Origin of the sequence: Streptomyces winkii, from assembly GCF_032248595.1 — a bacterium.
Taxonomy (GTDB): domain Bacteria; phylum Actinomycetota; class Actinomycetes; order Streptomycetales; family Streptomycetaceae; genus Streptomyces; species Streptomyces winkii.
Genome location: NZ_JASTTH010000004.1, coordinates 305,604 through 321,435, shown reverse-complemented (window position 1 = coordinate 321,435; position 15,832 = coordinate 305,604). Strand labels below are relative to the sequence as shown.

The window sequence follows — 15,832 nt, the reverse complement described above, 5'->3', positions numbered from 1 at the left end:
CGGAGAGCAGCCCCATGACCCGACTCGAACGGCGAATCCCCCGGCCCAGGGACCTGGCGCCCCTTCTGAAGCTGAAGACACGCCACGGGAGCGCGGTGGAGCGCAGGCTCGCCGACGCCCACACGATCTGGGACCTGCGGCGCATCGCCAGACGCCGCACCCCCGCGGGCCCGTTCGACTACACGGACGGCGCCGCGGACGGCGAGATCGGCCTGCGCCGTGCCCGGGAGGCCTTCGAGGACCTGGAGTTCCGGCCCGGCGTCCTGCGCAACGTCGAGCAGGCCGACACCTCGACGACCGTGCTCGGCGGGCACTCGGCACTGCCCTTCGGGCTCGCCCCCACCGGCTTCACGCGCATGATGCACTCCGCGGGCGAACGCGCCGTCGTCGCGGCGGCGGAAGAGGCGGGAATCCCGTACGCGCTGTCCACCGTCGGCACGACGTCGATCGACCAGGTCGCCGAGGCGGCGCCCTCGGCGCGCAAGTGGTTCCAGCTGTATCTGTGGAAGGACCGCGGTCTGTCGCGGGAACTGGTCGCGAACGCCAAGGCCGCCGGGTACGAGGCACTCATCGTCACCGTGGACGTCCCCGTGAACGGCAACCGCCTGCGCGACCTGCGCAACGGCATGACGATCCCGCCCCAGCTGACGCTGAGGACGTTCCTCGACGCCTCCTACCGCTGGGAGTGGTGGCTGAACTTCCTGACCACCGAGCCCTACACCTTCGCCTTCGACAAGGACGGCCACGGCGCCCTGAGCGACCTCGTCAGCAAGCTCTACGACCCGACCGTCACCTTCGAGGACCTGGAGTGGATACGCGAGGTCTGGGACGGCCCGATCCTGGTGAAGGGCATCCAGACCGTCCGCGACGCCGAGGACGTCATGGCACACGGAGCGGACGGCGTGATCGTCTCCAACCACGGAGGCCGCCAGCTGGACCGCGCGCCCGTACCGCTGCACCTGCTCCCCACCGTCGCCGAGGCCGTGGGGGAGCGCGGCACCGTGATGCTGGACACGGGGATCACGAACGGCGGCGACGTCGTGGCGGCGCTGGCCCTCGGCGCGGACTTCGCCCTCGTGGGACGCGCCTACCTCTACGGTCTTATGGCCGGCGGCGAGGCCGGGGTGGCCCGCGCGATCGCGATCCTCGCCGACGAGATCGAGCGCACGATGAAACTGCTCGGCACCACCCGCGTCGCCGAACTCGGCCCGGAGCACGTGCGGTTGATGACGAGGCGAACCCCCGTCGTACCGGACGGGAAGGGCTGAGCGCCCGGCCGCGCCACGGTGGGGGCGCGCCACGGGACCGGCCGCCGTGACGGCGGCCGGTCTGGCCGCAGCGGTCTTTCTGTGGAAGCGTGATCGCGGCGCCCGACCAGCCCGCCGCGCGTGCGGCCCCCAGCGGCGCCCGCACCGGCGACCGCACCCCGAGGAGCAGAACCGTCCATGGACACCCCCGCCCACGCCGTCCGCGCACTGCCGACGGAGACCACCGGCGACGCGGCTGAACGCGAGGCCGCGGTGGCCGTGCTGCCCATCGGCAGCTACGAGCAGCACGGGCCGTATCTGCCGCTGTCCACGGACACGCTCATCGCCTGCGCCGTGGCCGAGCGGGTGGCCGCCTCCTATCCGGTGCAGCCGCTTCCGCCGCTGACCTTCTCCTGCTCGCAGGAGCACTCCCGCTGGCCCGGCACCGTCAGCATCACCGCGAGCACCCTCAGCGCCGTCGTCGGGGACATCGCCCGCTCGCTGCGGAAGTCCGGCGTTCCCGGGCTGGTGCTCGTCAACGGCCACGGCGGCAACTACGTCCTGCGCAACGTCGTGCAGGAAGCCACCGCCGACGGCCACCACATGGCGCTCTTCCCCGTCGCCGCCGACTGGGAGGAGGCCGCCGCCAAGGCCGGAGTGGAGACCCCCGTGCGCAGCGACATGCACGCCGGGGAGCTGGAGACGTCGATCCTTCTGCACGCCCGCCCCGACTGCGTACGCGAGGGGTACGAGACGTCGGACCTGATCAGCGACGACCGCAGGCATCTGCACGCGCTGGGGCTCGGGCCGTACACGGAGTCGGGAGTCGTGGGGCGGCCGTCACTGGCCACCGCACGCAAGGGCGACGAGGTGCTCACCGCGCTCACGGGTGCCTTCGCCGACCATCTGCGCGTCCTGGAGTCGTGGTGACGGCCGCGGGCCGGCCCGCCCCGGCCGCGTCCGGCGCGCACATACCCGGACACCGCACCGGTGACGGGCCGGCCCCCGCCGTCATGGGCGCCGAGGCCGCCTGGGAGCGGCTGCTGGACGTGCGCACGCGCCAAGAGGCCGCAGACGCGGGCCTGTTCCGCGGCGAGGACGGCGCATGGCGCTGGCGGCAGCCGGCCTCGGCCGAGGCGGACACCCTCGCGGGGCTCTACACCCCGCTCTGCCTCGGCGGGCCCGATCTCGCCTTCGCCCAGCTCGGCCAGAGCATCGACGGCTTCATCGCCACCCGTACCGGCCACTCCAACTTCGTCACCGGCGAGGAGGACCGCCTCCATCTGCACCGGCTGCGCGCCCTGTCGGACGCCGTCCTCGTCGGCGCGGGCACGACCATCGCCGACGACCCGCAGCTGACGGTCCGCGCGTGCTCGGGTGCCGATCCCGTGCGCGTGGTGCTCGACCCGCGCGGCAGAGCCGGCCGGGAGAGGCCGCGGGCGCGGGTCTTCACCGACGGCCGGGCGCCGACGCTGCGCCTCGTAGGCGCCGGAGAACCCGGCGACGGCGCACCGGCGCCCGTACACGGCGACGAGGAGGTCCTCGAACTCCCCTGCGGCGAGGCGGGGTTCGAGCCGCGGCTAATACTGGAAGCCCTCGCCCGCCGCGGCCTTGGCCGGGTACTTGTCGAGGGCGGCGGCGCGACGGTGTCCGGGTTCCTCCGCGCGGAAGTGCTGCACCGGCTGTACGTCACGGTCGCGCCGGTGCTCCTCGGAGACGGCGTACCCGGGCTCCGCTTCCCAGGGCCCGTACGGATGGGGGAGGCCCTGCGCCCCCGGACCCGTGCCTTCCCGCTCGGCGCGGACATGCTCTTCGAACTCGACCTCGTGGGCGGCCTCGACGGCACGGCGTGAACGCCGCGCGGCGAGAAGCCGGCAGACCAGAACCGCCGCCCCGGGCAGGCTGGAGAGCAGCGCCAGCGCCCCGTACACCACAGCGGAGGCCAGGCCCTGGGCCGCGCCCAGTCCCGCCGCGCCGAACGCCAGCGCGCACATGCCCTCGCGCGGGCCCCAGCCGCCGACGTTGACGGGCAGCGCCATCACCAGGAGCGCCATCAGCAGCGGCGCCACCAGCGCGGTGAGCGGCGCCGGGGAACCGGCCACGCGGGCCGAGGCGAGGAAGAGCCCGAGGTGCCCGCACAGGGCGAGTACGGACAGGGCCGTCACCGCCGGCCAGCTGTCTCGGGCGAAGAGCGCGGTCCGCGCGTCGTCGAGGAACTCCCCGAGGTCGCGGCGCCACTTCGCGGCGCGCCCGCCCCGTCCCGCGAGAACCACGCCGGCGACGGCGGCCACCGCACACACCGCCGCGCCGGCAGTGGCGAGCGGCACTTCGAGGGCGTCCAGCACCGGCAGCGGAGGCGTCGCGGCGACGAGCACCACGACGCCGGCGCCCACGATGACGGCCTGGCCCGCGGTGCGCTCGAGTATCACCGCACGCACGCCACGGGCGACGTCGCCCGCGTCGCGGCCGTTGCGCACGGCGCGGTGCACATCGCCCAGCACGCCCGAGGGCAGCGTGGCGTTGAGGAACAGAGCCTGGTAGTAGTCGGCGACGGCCGTACCCAGCCGAAGCCGTATCCCGAGCCTGCCCGCCACGAGACGCCAGCGCCAGGCGCTGAAGACGGTGGCGGGGACGCTGAAGACGAATGTGATCGCGACGGCCTGTGCGTCGATGCGGTCGAGTGCCCCCACCAGCGCGGAGGTTCCGAGGCGGTGGACGACCACGCCGAGGATGATCAGTGCGACGGGTGCGCGCAGCCTGCGCCAGAGTTTGCCTTTCATATCGAAGCAGCCCCCGCCGGGGACCCGGGCAGCGCGAGCAGGTCGCGGTGGTGGACCACGGCCCGCAGCGTGCCCGCCTCGCACGCGTCGAGTCTGCGCCGCAGATACTCCTCGCTCGCCGCCTCCAGCTCCGGTTCCTGCGCGCATGCCGCGGCCACCCATCCCGCCAGCCACTGCGCGGTCAGTGCGCTCTGCTCCGGGCCGAGCCGCCACGGCGACGAACGCGTGAGCACGGTCGCGCCGTTGCGCTCGAACGCGGCCGTCGCGGCGTCCACCGCGTCGGGTCCCAGCAGCCTGCGACCGCCGTCGGTGCGGCGCTGATGGGCGTCGAAGGCAGCCGCGAAGCGCGCGTCCAGCGGATCGGACGGATCGATCTCGACGCGTCCCTCGACGGACAGCGCCAGCAGTACGGCACAGCCCGCCGCGGTGCAGCTCGCCGCGAGCGACTCCACCTCGTCCGCGGTCAGCAGGTCGAGCAGCGCGGACGCGGTCACCACGGACGTGCCGGCGAGGTCGTCGGCGGTCAGGCGGGTGATGTCCCGCTGCTGCGGCACCACTTCGAGCGGGCTGCCGTCCGCGGACTCCTGTGGCATCCGCGCCGCGATGTTCTCCAGCAGCGCGGGGTCGCGGTCGTACATGAACCAGCGCTGCGGACCGTCCAGCCGGGCCGCGAGCCAGCGGCCCATCGAGCCCGTGCCGCATCCCAGGTCGTGGATCGTCAGCCGGCCGCCCGGTGCGGGGTGCTCCGCGAGGAATCCGTGGAGCGGAGCGATGAGTTCGGCGGCGCGGGCGCGGGCGTCCGCGTCCTCGCGCAGCGCGAGCCACTCCGGGGCGTAGCGGGGCGAGCCGACAGTGTTCAAGCGCTACTCCGTTATTCGAGCCGGACGCTCTCCAGCACTCGAGCCAGCTGACGAGAGCTTTCAGCCCAACCCTGTAGCTTGGTCCGCCGCCCGCGCGCGGATGTTGTCAGATGCGAACGAATTCCTGGATCTGTGAGCCAACGGCGCAGCGCAGCGGTTAGAGCGGTGACGTCGCCCGTGGGAACCAGAATGCCGGGAATGCTCCCGTCCGGGGCCGTGCCGACCGTCGACGGCACGGCCCCCGCGTCGGTGGCGAGTACGGGAACGCCGCGCGCGAGCGCCTCTGTGAGCACCATTCCGTACGTCTCCGTGTGTGACGCCAGCACGAACAGGTCCGCGGCGTCGTACGCCGCGTCGAGGTCGCCGCCCGACCGTGCGCCGGTGAGGCGTACGCGCTCCTCCAGGCCGCACTCGCCGATGCGGCGGCGCAGCCCCGCCACGTAGGCGGGCGCCCGGTCCAGCGGGCCGGTCAGCTCGCACGTCCACGGCAGTCCGTCCAGCCCGGCCAGCGCCTCGACCAGCAGGTCCTGGCCCTTGCGCGGCGTGAGCGCGGCGACGCAGAGCAGCCGCGAGGCCCCGTCGGTGCCACGCGCGAGCGGAGCCGGGTCGGTGCCGGGCAGAACGGCGTGGACGCGGGAGGGCTCCAGGCCGTGCCGTCCGGTGATCTCCCGGGCGGCCCAGTCGCTGGTGGCCACGGCGGCTGGCGCGGCGCGCAGGGTCTCGCGCTCCAGCCGTTCCAGCTCCGCCGCCTCCGCGGGCGCGAGCCCCGTCTCGTCCGCGAGCGGCAGATGTACCAGCACCGCCAGACGAAGCCGGCGGGCCTGCGGCACGACGACGTCCGGGACGCCGCAGGCCACGAGGCCGTCCACGAGCACGACGGCACCGTCCGGCAACTCGCCCAGCACGGTCGCGAGTGCGGCGCGTGCCGCCGCCGAGGGACGGGGCCACGAACCGGGCACGACGGTCTCGCGCACCGGCGTCCCCGACGCGCTCAACTCGCGGCAGACGCGGCGGTCGTAGGTGTTGCCGCCGCTGACGGAGTCCGGGTCGTCGACGTCGCCCGGCATCACCACATGGACGGGACGCGGTGCGGACGTGCCGCCGGGCCCGTCCGCACCGCTCACAGCGGACGCTCGTAACTCGCCCACGCGACATGCGACTCGTGCAGCGTCACCGAGATCTCCTCCAGGCCGCGGGCTCCCTCGCCGAGCGCGCCCGAGTGGATCTTTTCGGCGATGCGGTCGGCGACGACCCTGGCGAGCATCTCCGTCGAGGTGTTGATCCCGGCGAAGGCCGGTTCGTCGTCCAGATTGCGGTAGTTGAGATCGGCGAGCACGCCGCTGAGCTCCTGGGTGGCGGCGCCGATGTCCACGACGATGCCGTCGGCGTCGAGTTCGCGGCGCCGGAATGTGGCGTCCACGACGAACGTCGCACCGTGCAGGCGCTGTGCCGGGCCGAAGACCTCACCGCGGAAGCTGTGGGCGATCATCATGTGGTCACGAACGGTGATGCTGTACATCGGCTCACTTTCCTGTACGGGCGTGTACGCGTTCCTGTGGGGCGGGTTCGGGTTGTGGCTGTACGGGGTCTGCCGTACTGCGCTCTGGCTGGGCTGCCGTGCCGCGCTCAGCCGGCAGGCGTGTCGTCGTCGTAGGTGATGAGATGGCACAGGGCGGGCAGATCCCCGCCCGCGATCCGGGGCATCACGTCCGGCAGTTCGCCGAACCGGGACTCCCCGGTGATCAGTGTCTCCAGCTCGGGAGCGGCCAGCAGATCGAGCGCGAGCGCCATCCGGTCGGCGAACGTGCGGCGTGCGCGGCGCGACGGCGGCAGCGCGCCGACCTGGCTGCTGCGCAGCACCAGCCGCCGCGAGTGGAAGGCCTCTCCCAGCGGGATGCTGATCTGCCGGTCGCCGTACCAGCTGAGTTCGACGATCTCCCCGTCCGGCGCGAGCAACTCCAGCGACCGCGCGAGCCCTTCCTGGGACGCGCTGGCGTGCACGACGACGTCGCACTCACCGGCGGCGTCGCCGGGCAGGGCGAAGGGCACGCCGAGGGCTTCGGCGACGGCCGCGCGCGAAGGGTCCGCGTCGATCAACTGCACGCGCGCTGCGGGGAATCGGGAGAGCACCGACGCCACGCAGCTGCCCACCATGCCCGCGCCGACCACGGCGATGCGGTCGCCCAGTGCGGGAGCCGCGTCCCACACGGCGTTCACCGCGGTCTCCACCGTGCCGGCGAGCACCGCGCGCCTCGCGGGCACCGCATCCGGGACGGGCGTCACCGCGTCCGCCGGCACCACATAGCGGGTCTGGTGGGGGTAGAGGCAGAAGACCGTGCGGCCCACGAGGTCCGGGGAGTCGCTCTCTTCGACCACTCCCACATTGAGGTAGCCGTACTTGACCGGCCCGGGGAAATCGCCCTCCTGGAAGGGCGCCCGCATCACCTCGTGCTGGCTTTCGGGAACGCGTCCGCCGAAGACGAGGGTTTCCGTTCCGCGGCTGACGCCCGAATAGAGCGTGCGGACGAGGACTTCGCCGGGACCGGGGGAGCGCAGGGCGACGGGACGGATCTCGCCGGAGCCCGGGGAGCGCAGCCAATAGGCGAGAGAGGTGCGCTCCATCTATGTGTCCTCCAGGTATGACAACAACTGCAAAGCCTTCACATCTCAGCGGCCACTCGTACCATAATCAGCCCCGTTCGACTCCGCCAGATGCACCAGGAGGCGCGATGAGCAGCCAGCACAGGCACGACAGGCGGGCAACGGATCAGCTGAAACTCCAGCTCGCACTGGGACTCGCGGGGCAGCTGCTGCTCCTCTCCGTCCTGTGGACCGTGACCGGACTCGGGCCCGTGGGCTGGGTCGTGGGAACGGCCTGTGGGGCGGCCGTCGGTGCCTTGTTGTTGCGATCGGGAAAGCCCGCTCTCGGACCGGCCGATCTCGTCACGCTGAGCAGAGCGGTCCTCGTCGGCGGAACGGCGGCGCTCGTCACGGACCAGGGCCGGGACGCGTCCCTCGTGGTGGTCGCGATCATCGCCACCGGTGCGCTGGTCCTCGACTTCGTCGACGGCCTGGTGGCCCGGCGCACGGGCACGGCTTCGGCCCTCGGCGCACGCTTCGACATGGAGGTCGACGCGTTCCTGATACTCGTGCTCAGCGCCTTCGTCGGCCTGTTCGTGGGTCTGTGGGTGCTGGCCATCGGCGCCATCCGGTACGCCTTCGTCGGTGCCCAGCGCGTGCTGCCGTGGCTGAGGGGTCCGCTGCCGCCCAGCCGTGCACGCAAGACGGTCGCGGCGGTCCAGGGCATCGCGCTGGTGGTGGCCGGATCCGGACTGGTTCCGGGCCCGGTCGCGGTATTCGTGGCGGGCGGCGCGCTCGCCGCTCTCGTGTGGTCCTTCGGCCGGGACATCGCCTGGCTGTGGCACGTCCGTACGCTTCCGGTCATCGCGGAAGGCGCACTCGAACTCGCCGTGGTGCCGCGGGGCGGAAGCTCGCCCGCGACGGGCGGGCAGAGGGGTTGAGCGGGCGCCATGGACGACGAAATGCCCGGGAAACCGCACATTCCCCTCCGCTCCGTGCAATCAATTCCACGTACACGCAACCCGGTTGAGGATTCTCCTAAAAAACCAGATGCGGAGTTGGCCGACGGGTATGCTCGCCGCATGGCGTACAAGGAACCCACTGTGAACGGCTCTCCGCGGCAAACCGCCGCCGTCGAGAGGGTGGTGGAGGTCCGGCTGCCCACGGTCCATGGAGAATTCCGAGCCATCGGATACATGGACCGCCGCACCAACCAAGAGCAAGTCGCGCTCGTGCACGGCGACATTGCCGCCCACGGCGCTCTCACGCGCGTGCATTCGGAGTGCCTGACAGGCGAGGTCTTCGGGTCGACTCACTGCGAGTGCGGAGATCAGCTGGGCACTGCGATGCGGATGATGGTCGAGGACGGTGCCGGCATCCTCATCTACATCCAGGGGCACGAAGGCCGCGGAATCGGTCTGCTGGCGAAGCTGAAGGCGCTGCAACTGCAGCAGGCCGAGGGGCTCGACACAGTGGAGGCGAATCTCGCGCTCGGACTTCCCGTCGACGCGCGTGAGTACACGGTCGCCGTCGAAATCCTCAACGATCTCGGTGTGGAGTCCGTGCGTCTCCTGTCGAACAATCCGAGAAAGCGGGACGCCCTGGAGGCGAACGGCATCACGATCGCGGAGCGCATTCCGCTGCTGATTCCGCCGAACAAGGAGAACCACCAATATCTGCTGGCCAAGCGGAAACGACTCGATCACAGCCTTCCGCATCTCGACGGCCTGCTCGGCTGAATTTCCGCCGCGCATCGAATAGCAGTGGTGAAACCCGTCGCAATGACGGTGCGCTGAGAGTGTGTTGAAACCTTCCGGCGACGCGGCGTCCGACGGAGAGTCCGGCTGCGCGTGAATCGCCTTGTTCCGGGTCGCGGTGCGTTCCGGGAGGATTTCTGCGAAGTCGCGGAACCGGGCGCCGATTTCACGAAGAAGACGGAGCAAGGGAAAGCGGTTGCGCGGGCCTCGCCACTGCCGACAGGTCATCTGAACCGCCCTCGGTGCCGCGTCCCGGGCGAGGCATCGCCCCGGCCCGGACGCAGGGCGGACGGCGGCGTGACGGCGCCTCTCGGGGCGGCCAGTAGCCCCAATCCCCCGGGCCGAGGCGGCCCCCGGCGTCGAAGACCGCCTACGGCGGCTCGCCAAGCGCTTTACGTGCCGCGGCAGTTCGCCTCTCCCGGGAATCCCCGCCCGTAAGACCGTGACGGCGGCGTCGTGGAATTGCCCCGAGCGGCACCGCGAGACCGCTCCGGAAGATATGGGCCCCCTGCGAGCCGCTTCTCCCCAAACGGAGCGTTCGAGGCGTCGGTCGGCGGCCGACAGGCAAACAACTGGCAGGAGAACAAGCTAGGAGAACAAGCTAGGAGAACAAGGCAGGAGAACAAGGCGGGTCAGGAAACGGGCATGGTCCGGGCGAGACGGGCTCACGCACGGCGTGACGGGGCGGTGTGGAGAGAGCCCCCCACACCCCGCAAGGGGCTACTGCGCATGAGCATGCGCAAGGGCATTACAGGCCGTTTCGCTCGCACCTCGCGGCGCACACAAACCTCTGCGTCACGGCCCGCATCCCGCAATTCCCGGGAGCCCTCCGTACGTCGGCGGCCCGTGGCCGGGCCCGAGCTGTTATGCGCCCACCGCGGTGTGCTGGAGGAGCTCGGCGACTGACTCCGCGCTCCAGTGCCCCGCGGCTCCCGGACGCATGGCGAGGTACTCGGCGATGCGCGCGCCGGACCAGCCGTGCGACTCGGCCAGCCCGGACGCCAGATGTTCCAGATAGGCGGCGGCCGGAGGGTTCCCCGGAACGTCCGTACGTCCCCAGGGAGCGGTGAACGTCAGTACGGGGTCGCCGTCGAGGACGCCGGCGCAGACCAGCGTCTCGTAACGCCCCGGCCCCGTCTCCTCCCTGCCGGAGGTCAGCACTTCCCGCAGATCCAGGTCCGTGCCCGGCGGCCGGTGCATCTCCTGCGCGGCGATGTCGGAGAACTGCCCGGCCGTGACGAGCCAGGCACGGGCCGCCGTGCTGCCCTCGCCGTCAGGGTCGTAGAAGGCGGTGCCGCCCGTCCACACCGGCGACTCCAGCGCGAAGTAGAGCTCCCCGGGAAGCATGACCGGCAACGCGCGCTCGGGCGGCCGCTGATCGCGGCACCCCGGCTGCGCCCGTCGGCCGCCGGAGGGACGGCCGCCCGTCAGATAGCAGTCGAGGCGCGAGCGGTGCATGTTGGAGCCGAACGCCGCATACCAGACCCGCTGCGGAGCGGTGAACTTCCGCCGTGTCGACGGCATTCGGCGAGGAGTGATCACTGAGGCTCTCCGAGTCGGGGCTGGGACGGGGACGGGCCGGGGCGGCGGGACGGAGCGGCGCGGGGAGCGGATGCCGGAGCGGCCGATCCGGTGCCTACCCGCCCCGTCACCCCGGCGAACAGTGTGACCGCTCACTTCCCGGAGCCCGGCGTACTCTCACGCGTGCCGTCCCGCCCTACGGACTGAGGAACGCGGCCCAACGTGACTAGTATCACGGGGAGTTGCTGACCAGAGCCGACGGTGACCGAGGGAGCCGCGATGGATGAGACGCCCGCGTGGATGCAGGCCGAGCCGAAGGCTCCGGTGGACTTGCAGACCGACCGGCCGCACGGCGCACGCGTCTACGACTTCCTCCTCGGAGGCAAGACCAACTACGCGGCCGACCGTGAACAGGCCCAGAAGGTCCTCGCGAGCATCCCCGCGGCGGCGGCCAGCGCGAGGGAGAACCGGGCGTTCATCCACCGCGCGGTGCGCCATCTCACCGCCGAGCACGGCATACGCCAGTTCCTGGACATCGGCACCGGCATCCCGACCTCGCCCAACCTGCACGAGGTCGCGCAGGCCGTCGCCCCCTCCTCGCGCGTCGTCTACGCCGACAACGATCCGATCGTGCTCACCCACTCCCGTGCTCTGCACATCAGCTCACCCGAGGGCGCCACGGCCTATATCCAGGCCGACGCGACCGACCCGGCGGGCATCCTGGAGTCGAGCGAACTGCGCGACACCCTGGATCTGAAGCAGCCCGTGGCGATCACCCTCTGCCTGCTGCTGCACTGGCTGCCCGAGGGGTACGACGCGCACGGCATGGTCCGTACGCTCCTCGACGCCGTTCCCGGCGGCAGCGCCCTGGTGATCACCCACGTCACGAAGGACTTCGACGAGCGGGCCGGGGGAATCGAGGAGGACTTCAAGGACACCGGCTCGACGGTGCGCACCCGCACCCGGGCGGAGGTCGCGCGCTTCTTCGACGGCCTGGAGCTCGTCGAACCCGGACTCCGGGCGCCGCAGAAGTGGCGCCCGGAGCCGGTGGATATCGAGGCCGGGGACCGCGCAGTGGTGCGCGACAGCGACATTCCCATCTGGGCGGGAGTCGCGCTCAAGCCCGCGGCGTGAGCCGGGGCGGCGGCCCGGAGACGCTCCCGGTGCCGTGGCCCCCGCGTCAGTCGGGGTCGCGCGGGTCGAAGGAGTCCGTGTCGACGATCAGGGGCTCGGGGAAGGCACCGGCGATGCGGTCCCACCTGACGAACTTGAAGTCGGTGCCCTCCCGTTCGCCGTCGGCCGGAGTCTCCTCGCCGTCGTGCGTGACCAGGACGCCCCTCGGAAACGCCTTGCCCAGTGGGACGTTGAGCGCCGTGGCGCCGTCGGAGTGCTGCACCCCGTCGGTGTCCGGGCCGTCCGTGACGGTGAACGACCCGAGGTAGGAACCGCGTCCGCCGCGCCCGTAGACGGCGAAGGTGTCGTCGCCCTGGCTGGAGGCCAGGACATAGCCCTTGCCGTCGCCGGCGTGGTAGACGGTGACGCCCTCCGCGTCGGCGCTGAGATGGCTGCCTCCGTGGCCGGGGTCGTGGTCCGTGTCGAGTACGCACTCCTCCTTCTCCTCGTCGTACGTCCACGGCACCCCGAACTCGCGGACCTTGTCGAAGAGCGAAGGCCCGGCGAAGCGGCCGTCGTCGAGGTCGACGCGCCACAGGCCCACGTCCTCCTGGGCGGCGTAGAGCACATGCTTTTCCTGGTCGACGGACATGCCCTCGACCTGGGCGTGCTCACCGGGGTCCGCGCACGGCGTCCACTTCTTCCCGCCGGGCAGCGTGAAGGAGCCCGGCAGGTCGGCGGTGTCCTCGGTGGTGTAACCGACCCTGCCGTCCTCCTCGTTGAGCTTCAGCAGCCTCAGCCGGGTCTCGGCGCGGCGCGAGACGACCGCGTACGCGTCGCCGTCGTCGCTGTACGCGGCGAGCCCGTACGCGGTGTGCTGCTCGTCCACCTCGTCCTCGTCCGCGGCGAAGACGGGGCGGGCGCCGGGCGCCGTGACGTCGGTCAGCGGCGGCTTGCCCGCGGCCACGGCCTTCGGGTCGATGGCGTAGGCGCGCATCCGGTCGCGGCCGCGGTCGCTGACGAGCGCGAGGTCGGTGGCGTGGCCGTTCAGGCCGAACCCGTAGACGATGTCGACGTTGTTGAAGCGGCCGGGCTGCGAGTCCTCGCCGGGTGCGGGCGGTGCGTCGATGTGCTGGAGCCGCCGTCCGTCGAGCCCGTACACGTCCAGGCCGGCTTCCTTGAGCGTGCCCACGACGAGGCTGCGCCCCGCGTCGTGCGGGTCGACCCAGACGGCCGGGTCGTCGGCGTCGGCGTTGCCGCCCGCCTCGTCGTCGTGGACCGCAGGGGTCTCGACGTCGGCCGTGGCCCGTACGGGTCCGGGGTCACCGGCGGCGGCCCGGGCGGCCGGGACCGCGGCGACGCAGAGCAGGGCGGCGAGCACGGCGGTGCCGCGGACGACCGCCCCCCGGCCAACCGCCGCCCGGCCGAGGGGACTTCGGGCGGCGGCGCTCAGGACGGCGGCAGGACGGACGGCGGAAGGTCTCGGTCTCACAGCTCTCCTCGGGCAGGAACACGGGGTGGCAACCCTGCACCGGAATGGTGAATTCCCTTCCACCGCCCGGCGTCTGAAGCCGTATCAGTGCATGACCGTTCTCATATCGGAGCGCCGCATCCGGCCAGCGGTCAGAAGGCGAATACGCTGCCGCCGGACTTCTCCAGCGTGCAGGAGTTGGCGTAGGTGTGCTGCCAGGAGACCCGCTGGCCCTTCCACACGCCGTCCGCGGTGACGACGACCGGGTCCCAGATTCTGGTGCACGTCATTCCCGGCGCACCGGCCTCGGCGAGCTGCTCGAACCGGCCGTCGACGCCCCGAACTTCGGCACAGGCGCGGTCCGCGGCAGGGTGGGTGCCGCTCGGCTTCGGGGCGCAGTTGAGCACCACGGCCCGCTGGACGGCGGCGGTCGCCACGTCCGGCCCCTTGCCGACGGTCAGCACGAGCGCCGACGGTGCGTAGAGGCTGTCCGCCTCGACGGAGTCGGCGTGGGCGACGCCTCCGACGCCCATCACGCAGCCGACGGCGAGCGCTGCCGCTGTCCCGAGGACCTTGACGTGGTTCCGCACGGCGAAGTTCCGCATTACGAACACTCCTTGGGTTGAGTTCCCAGATATCGGACGAATGTTGGACGGGGTGACTCTGGCGCAAGCAGGCCGCGAATGCACACCGAACGATCACTTCCGGTCACAGAGCGTTGAGCAACTCGGGGCCGGGGAGGGGTCGTTCCAGGTGGGAGCCGTGTGCCGGGCCGGTCTCCAGCTGTCCGGCATATGGACAAATCAGTTGTCGTTCAACGGGAAACGACCCTTCGAGCTGCGGAAACGGCGCACCGCGTGCTCGTCGCGACGTCCCATCTCGGCCTGAAAGCACCGCCTCCGGGCATCCGTCCCAACTCGCAGCCGCTCAGCGCCCATTGGGCCCTCCCTGCGGGAGCGAGGGTTCGCATCGCACGCCGCGGGCCGTCCCAGTGCCGTGGCGGTGATTCACCCGGACATGCGGTGACACATGCTGTAAAGAGCCCCATCCCTGAATGCGCGACGGAGGCCCGTAATCGATTGTTCTTACCCTTACGTTCCGGCCATTTTCTTTGCTCAGAAGCTTTCACGCGCGTGCTGTTTCGCTGTTGACTGGACTCCGGCTGGCGGGAGATCCGCGCCACCGTTGCCGTATACCGCCGGGAGGTCACGACCTGATTCCCGCGACTTTCGGAGCCGTCCGATTACGGAATGGCCCACCGCAGGTCAGCGCCTGATGGCGCTGTTCACCGCGACCGTCGCGTCACGGAATGCGCCGCCGGTCCGCGGAAGCCCGGCGATGAGCCGTCCAGGCCATTCCCTTCCTTTCAGCACATCGTCACCGAGAGGACGCGATGACCGATTCCCGTGATGAGCAGCAGGGCCACGCGGATTCCCGGAACCACGAATCCGCCGAATCCCCGCGCATGCCGGGCGAGAGCCCGGCTTCATCGCAGGATCAGGATGAGAAGGACATCCGGGCGCGCTCCGTCCCGTACGTCGAGACCGGCTCGGACACGGGCACGGTCTCGATCACGGACACCGGCCCGTACGGGGGCGGCGGCACGCACGCCGGTGAGGACTCGGGCGACGACGACGGTGCCAGCCGCGTCGTCACGGCCGTGAACCCCCGTATCGTGCCCGCGGGTTCGAGAAGCCCGGCACCCCCGCCACCGCCGCCGAGCCGCACCCGCAGAGCGGTGCTCGCCGCGGTCGCGGCGCTCGCCCTCGCCGGGTTGTCGACCGGTGCGTACATGCTCTTCGGCGCCGACGAGGACAGGCGGGTCTCCGGCCCGGGGGTCACGCCCGGCCCGGAGTGGGAGGGCGGACAGGAGAACGAAGCCCCTGGCTCGGCCTCACCTCCCGCCGAGTCGTCGCCCGGCAAGGACAAAGACGGCGACAAAGACAAGGACAAGGACAAGGAGCCCGGGCGCAGTTCGCCTTCCGAATCGTCCGGCGACGGGGACGGCGACAAGGACCGCCCGCCCCAGGACGGCGACGGCCACGACTCGCAGCCCCAGAACCCGCCCGGCGGCTCCGGCGGCGGGAACGGCCCGGACGGCACCGTGAAGATCTGGAACCACAACTCCGACCAGTGCATCAACGTGGCCGGGGGCGACGGGCGCGACGGCATGCCCCTGGAGATCAACACGTGCTCGGACGCCGAGTCGATGCAGTGGACGTTCGAGAGCGACGGCACGGTGCGGGCGCTGGGCCTGTGCATGGACGTCGCCAACGGTTCGAGCGAGAACGGCACCGTGATCCAGCTCGCCTACTGCAGCGGCAACCCGGCGCAGCAGTTCCGCCTCAGCGAGGGCAGCGACCTCGTCAACCCGCAAGCGGACAAGTGCGTGGCGGTGCGGGACGACGACGTCCGGCCCGGCCAGAGGCTCCAGTTGTGGGACTGCAACGGCCTGGACAGCCAGAAGTGGAGCCCCGTCTGAGGGTGCCGGCGCCCTCGGCCG

At 71.6% G+C, this 15,832-nt stretch carries 14 protein-coding genes and 1 pseudogene; 7 read left to right on the top strand and 8 right to left on the bottom strand.

Features of this window, described 5'->3' with window-relative positions:
- The first annotated feature begins 14 nt into the window (after positions 1–14).
- The 3 genes from QQM67_RS13585 to QQM67_RS13575 all read left to right on the top strand — a co-directional run bounded on the left by QQM67_RS13585 (position 15) and on the right by QQM67_RS13575 (position 3,100).
- Positions 15–1,268, top strand: coding sequence for an alpha-hydroxy acid oxidase (locus QQM67_RS13585; RefSeq protein WP_314174043.1), 1,254 nt, complete (start codon positions 15–17; stop codon positions 1,266–1,268).
- A 177-nt stretch (positions 1,269–1,445) separates the two neighbouring features.
- Positions 1,446–2,177, top strand: a complete 732-nt coding sequence (locus tag QQM67_RS13580) for a creatininase family protein (RefSeq protein WP_314174042.1) — start codon at positions 1,446–1,448, stop codon at positions 2,175–2,177.
- Positions 2,174–3,100: a RibD family protein gene (locus QQM67_RS13575; protein ID WP_314174041.1), complete on the top strand. Its 927-nt coding sequence runs from the start codon at positions 2,174–2,176 to the stop codon at positions 3,098–3,100. Before QQM67_RS13580 ends, QQM67_RS13575 begins: the two co-directional genes overlap by 4 nt.
- 105 nt (positions 3,101–3,205) lie before the next feature.
- Here the strand turns inward: QQM67_RS13575 and QQM67_RS13570 are convergent.
- The 5 genes and pseudogenes from QQM67_RS13570 to QQM67_RS13550 form a co-directional block, all read right to left on the bottom strand.
- Positions 3,206–4,027, bottom strand: a pseudogene (locus tag QQM67_RS13570) (lysylphosphatidylglycerol synthase transmembrane domain-containing protein); the annotation flags it as partial.
- Positions 4,024–4,887 (bottom strand): class I SAM-dependent methyltransferase, encoded by an 864-nt coding sequence (locus tag QQM67_RS13565; protein WP_314174039.1) that lies wholly within the window; start codon positions 4,885–4,887, stop codon positions 4,024–4,026. The gene QQM67_RS13565 and the pseudogene QQM67_RS13570, both read right to left, overlap by 4 nt.
- An 11-nt stretch (positions 4,888–4,898) precedes the next feature.
- Positions 4,899–5,954 carry a glycosyltransferase family 4 protein gene (locus tag QQM67_RS13560; protein ID WP_314174472.1) on the bottom strand — a complete coding sequence of 352 codons (1,056 nt, stop codon included), beginning with the start codon at positions 5,952–5,954 and terminating at the stop codon, positions 4,899–4,901.
- A gap of 53 nt (positions 5,955–6,007) precedes the next feature.
- Positions 6,008–6,406: a 6-pyruvoyl trahydropterin synthase family protein gene (locus QQM67_RS13555; protein ID WP_314174038.1), complete on the bottom strand. Its 399-nt coding sequence runs from the start codon at positions 6,404–6,406 to the stop codon at positions 6,008–6,010.
- Between the two features lie 107 nt (positions 6,407–6,513).
- A complete protein-coding gene (locus tag QQM67_RS13550; RefSeq protein WP_314174036.1) occupies positions 6,514–7,509 on the bottom strand; it encodes a zinc-dependent alcohol dehydrogenase in 996 nt (331 codons plus the stop codon).
- A 107-nt stretch (positions 7,510–7,616) separates the two neighbouring features.
- Here QQM67_RS13550 and QQM67_RS13545 point away from each other — a divergent pair, with 107 nt between their 5' ends.
- Both QQM67_RS13545 and ribA read left to right on the top strand, forming a co-directional pair.
- The gene (locus QQM67_RS13545) at positions 7,617–8,408 is read left to right on the top strand and encodes a CDP-alcohol phosphatidyltransferase family protein (protein ID WP_314174035.1); all 792 of its coding nucleotides are present in this window, start codon (positions 7,617–7,619) and stop codon (positions 8,406–8,408) included.
- A gap of 141 nt (positions 8,409–8,549) precedes the next feature.
- Positions 8,550–9,206 (top strand): GTP cyclohydrolase II, encoded by a 657-nt coding sequence (ribA, locus tag QQM67_RS13540; RefSeq protein ID WP_314174034.1) that lies wholly within the window; start codon positions 8,550–8,552, stop codon positions 9,204–9,206.
- Positions 9,207–10,088: 882 nt separating this feature from the next.
- Here the strand turns inward: ribA and QQM67_RS13535 are convergent.
- The gene (locus QQM67_RS13535; RefSeq protein WP_314174033.1) at positions 10,089–10,748 is read right to left on the bottom strand and encodes a histone deacetylase; all 660 of its coding nucleotides are present in this window, start codon (positions 10,746–10,748) and stop codon (positions 10,089–10,091) included.
- 276 nt (positions 10,749–11,024) lie between these two features.
- Here QQM67_RS13535 and QQM67_RS13530 point away from each other — a divergent pair, with 276 nt between their 5' ends.
- A complete protein-coding gene (locus QQM67_RS13530) occupies positions 11,025–11,879 on the top strand; it encodes an SAM-dependent methyltransferase (protein WP_314174032.1) in 855 nt (284 codons plus the stop codon).
- Between the two features lie 46 nt (positions 11,880–11,925).
- On the opposite strand, the gene QQM67_RS13525 is transcribed toward QQM67_RS13530, so the two are convergent.
- Positions 11,926–13,239, bottom strand: a complete 1,314-nt coding sequence (locus QQM67_RS13525) for a phytase (RefSeq protein ID WP_399066783.1) — start codon at positions 13,237–13,239, stop codon at positions 11,926–11,928.
- Positions 13,240–13,481: 242 nt separating this feature from the next.
- Positions 13,482–13,934: a subtilase-type protease inhibitor gene (locus tag QQM67_RS13520; protein WP_314174030.1), complete on the bottom strand. Its 453-nt coding sequence runs from the start codon at positions 13,932–13,934 to the stop codon at positions 13,482–13,484.
- A gap of 788 nt (positions 13,935–14,722) precedes the next feature.
- Here QQM67_RS13520 and QQM67_RS13515 point away from each other — a divergent pair.
- The gene (locus QQM67_RS13515; RefSeq protein ID WP_314174029.1) at positions 14,723–15,811 is read left to right on the top strand and encodes an RICIN domain-containing protein; all 1,089 of its coding nucleotides are present in this window, start codon (positions 14,723–14,725) and stop codon (positions 15,809–15,811) included.
- Positions 15,812–15,832 lie beyond the last annotated feature (21 nt).

Excerpts from the sequence above, each read along its gene's own strand:
- QQM67_RS13585 (WP_314174043.1), top strand. The coding sequence starts at position 15 with ATGACCCGACTCGAACGGCGAATCCCCCGGCCCAGGGACCTGGCGCCC.
- QQM67_RS13580 (WP_314174042.1), top strand. The coding sequence starts at position 1,446 with ATGGACACCCCCGCCCACGCCGTCCGCGCACTGCCGACGGAGACCACC.
- QQM67_RS13560 (WP_314174472.1), bottom strand. The coding sequence starts at position 5,954 with ATGCCGGGCGACGTCGACGACCCGGACTCCGTCAGCGGCGGCAACACC.
- QQM67_RS13555 (WP_314174038.1), bottom strand. The coding sequence starts at position 6,406 with ATGTACAGCATCACCGTTCGTGACCACATGATGATCGCCCACAGCTTC.
- QQM67_RS13550 (WP_314174036.1), bottom strand. The coding sequence starts at position 7,509 with ATGGAGCGCACCTCTCTCGCCTATTGGCTGCGCTCCCCGGGCTCCGGC.
- QQM67_RS13545 (WP_314174035.1), top strand. The coding sequence starts at position 7,617 with ATGAGCAGCCAGCACAGGCACGACAGGCGGGCAACGGATCAGCTGAAA.
- ribA (WP_314174034.1), top strand. The coding sequence starts at position 8,550 with ATGGCGTACAAGGAACCCACTGTGAACGGCTCTCCGCGGCAAACCGCC.
- QQM67_RS13535 (WP_314174033.1), bottom strand. The coding sequence starts at position 10,748 with ATGCCGTCGACACGGCGGAAGTTCACCGCTCCGCAGCGGGTCTGGTAT.
- QQM67_RS13530 (WP_314174032.1), top strand. The coding sequence starts at position 11,025 with ATGGATGAGACGCCCGCGTGGATGCAGGCCGAGCCGAAGGCTCCGGTG.
- QQM67_RS13520 (WP_314174030.1), bottom strand. The coding sequence starts at position 13,934 with ATGCGGAACTTCGCCGTGCGGAACCACGTCAAGGTCCTCGGGACAGCG.
- QQM67_RS13515 (WP_314174029.1), top strand. The coding sequence starts at position 14,723 with ATGACCGATTCCCGTGATGAGCAGCAGGGCCACGCGGATTCCCGGAAC.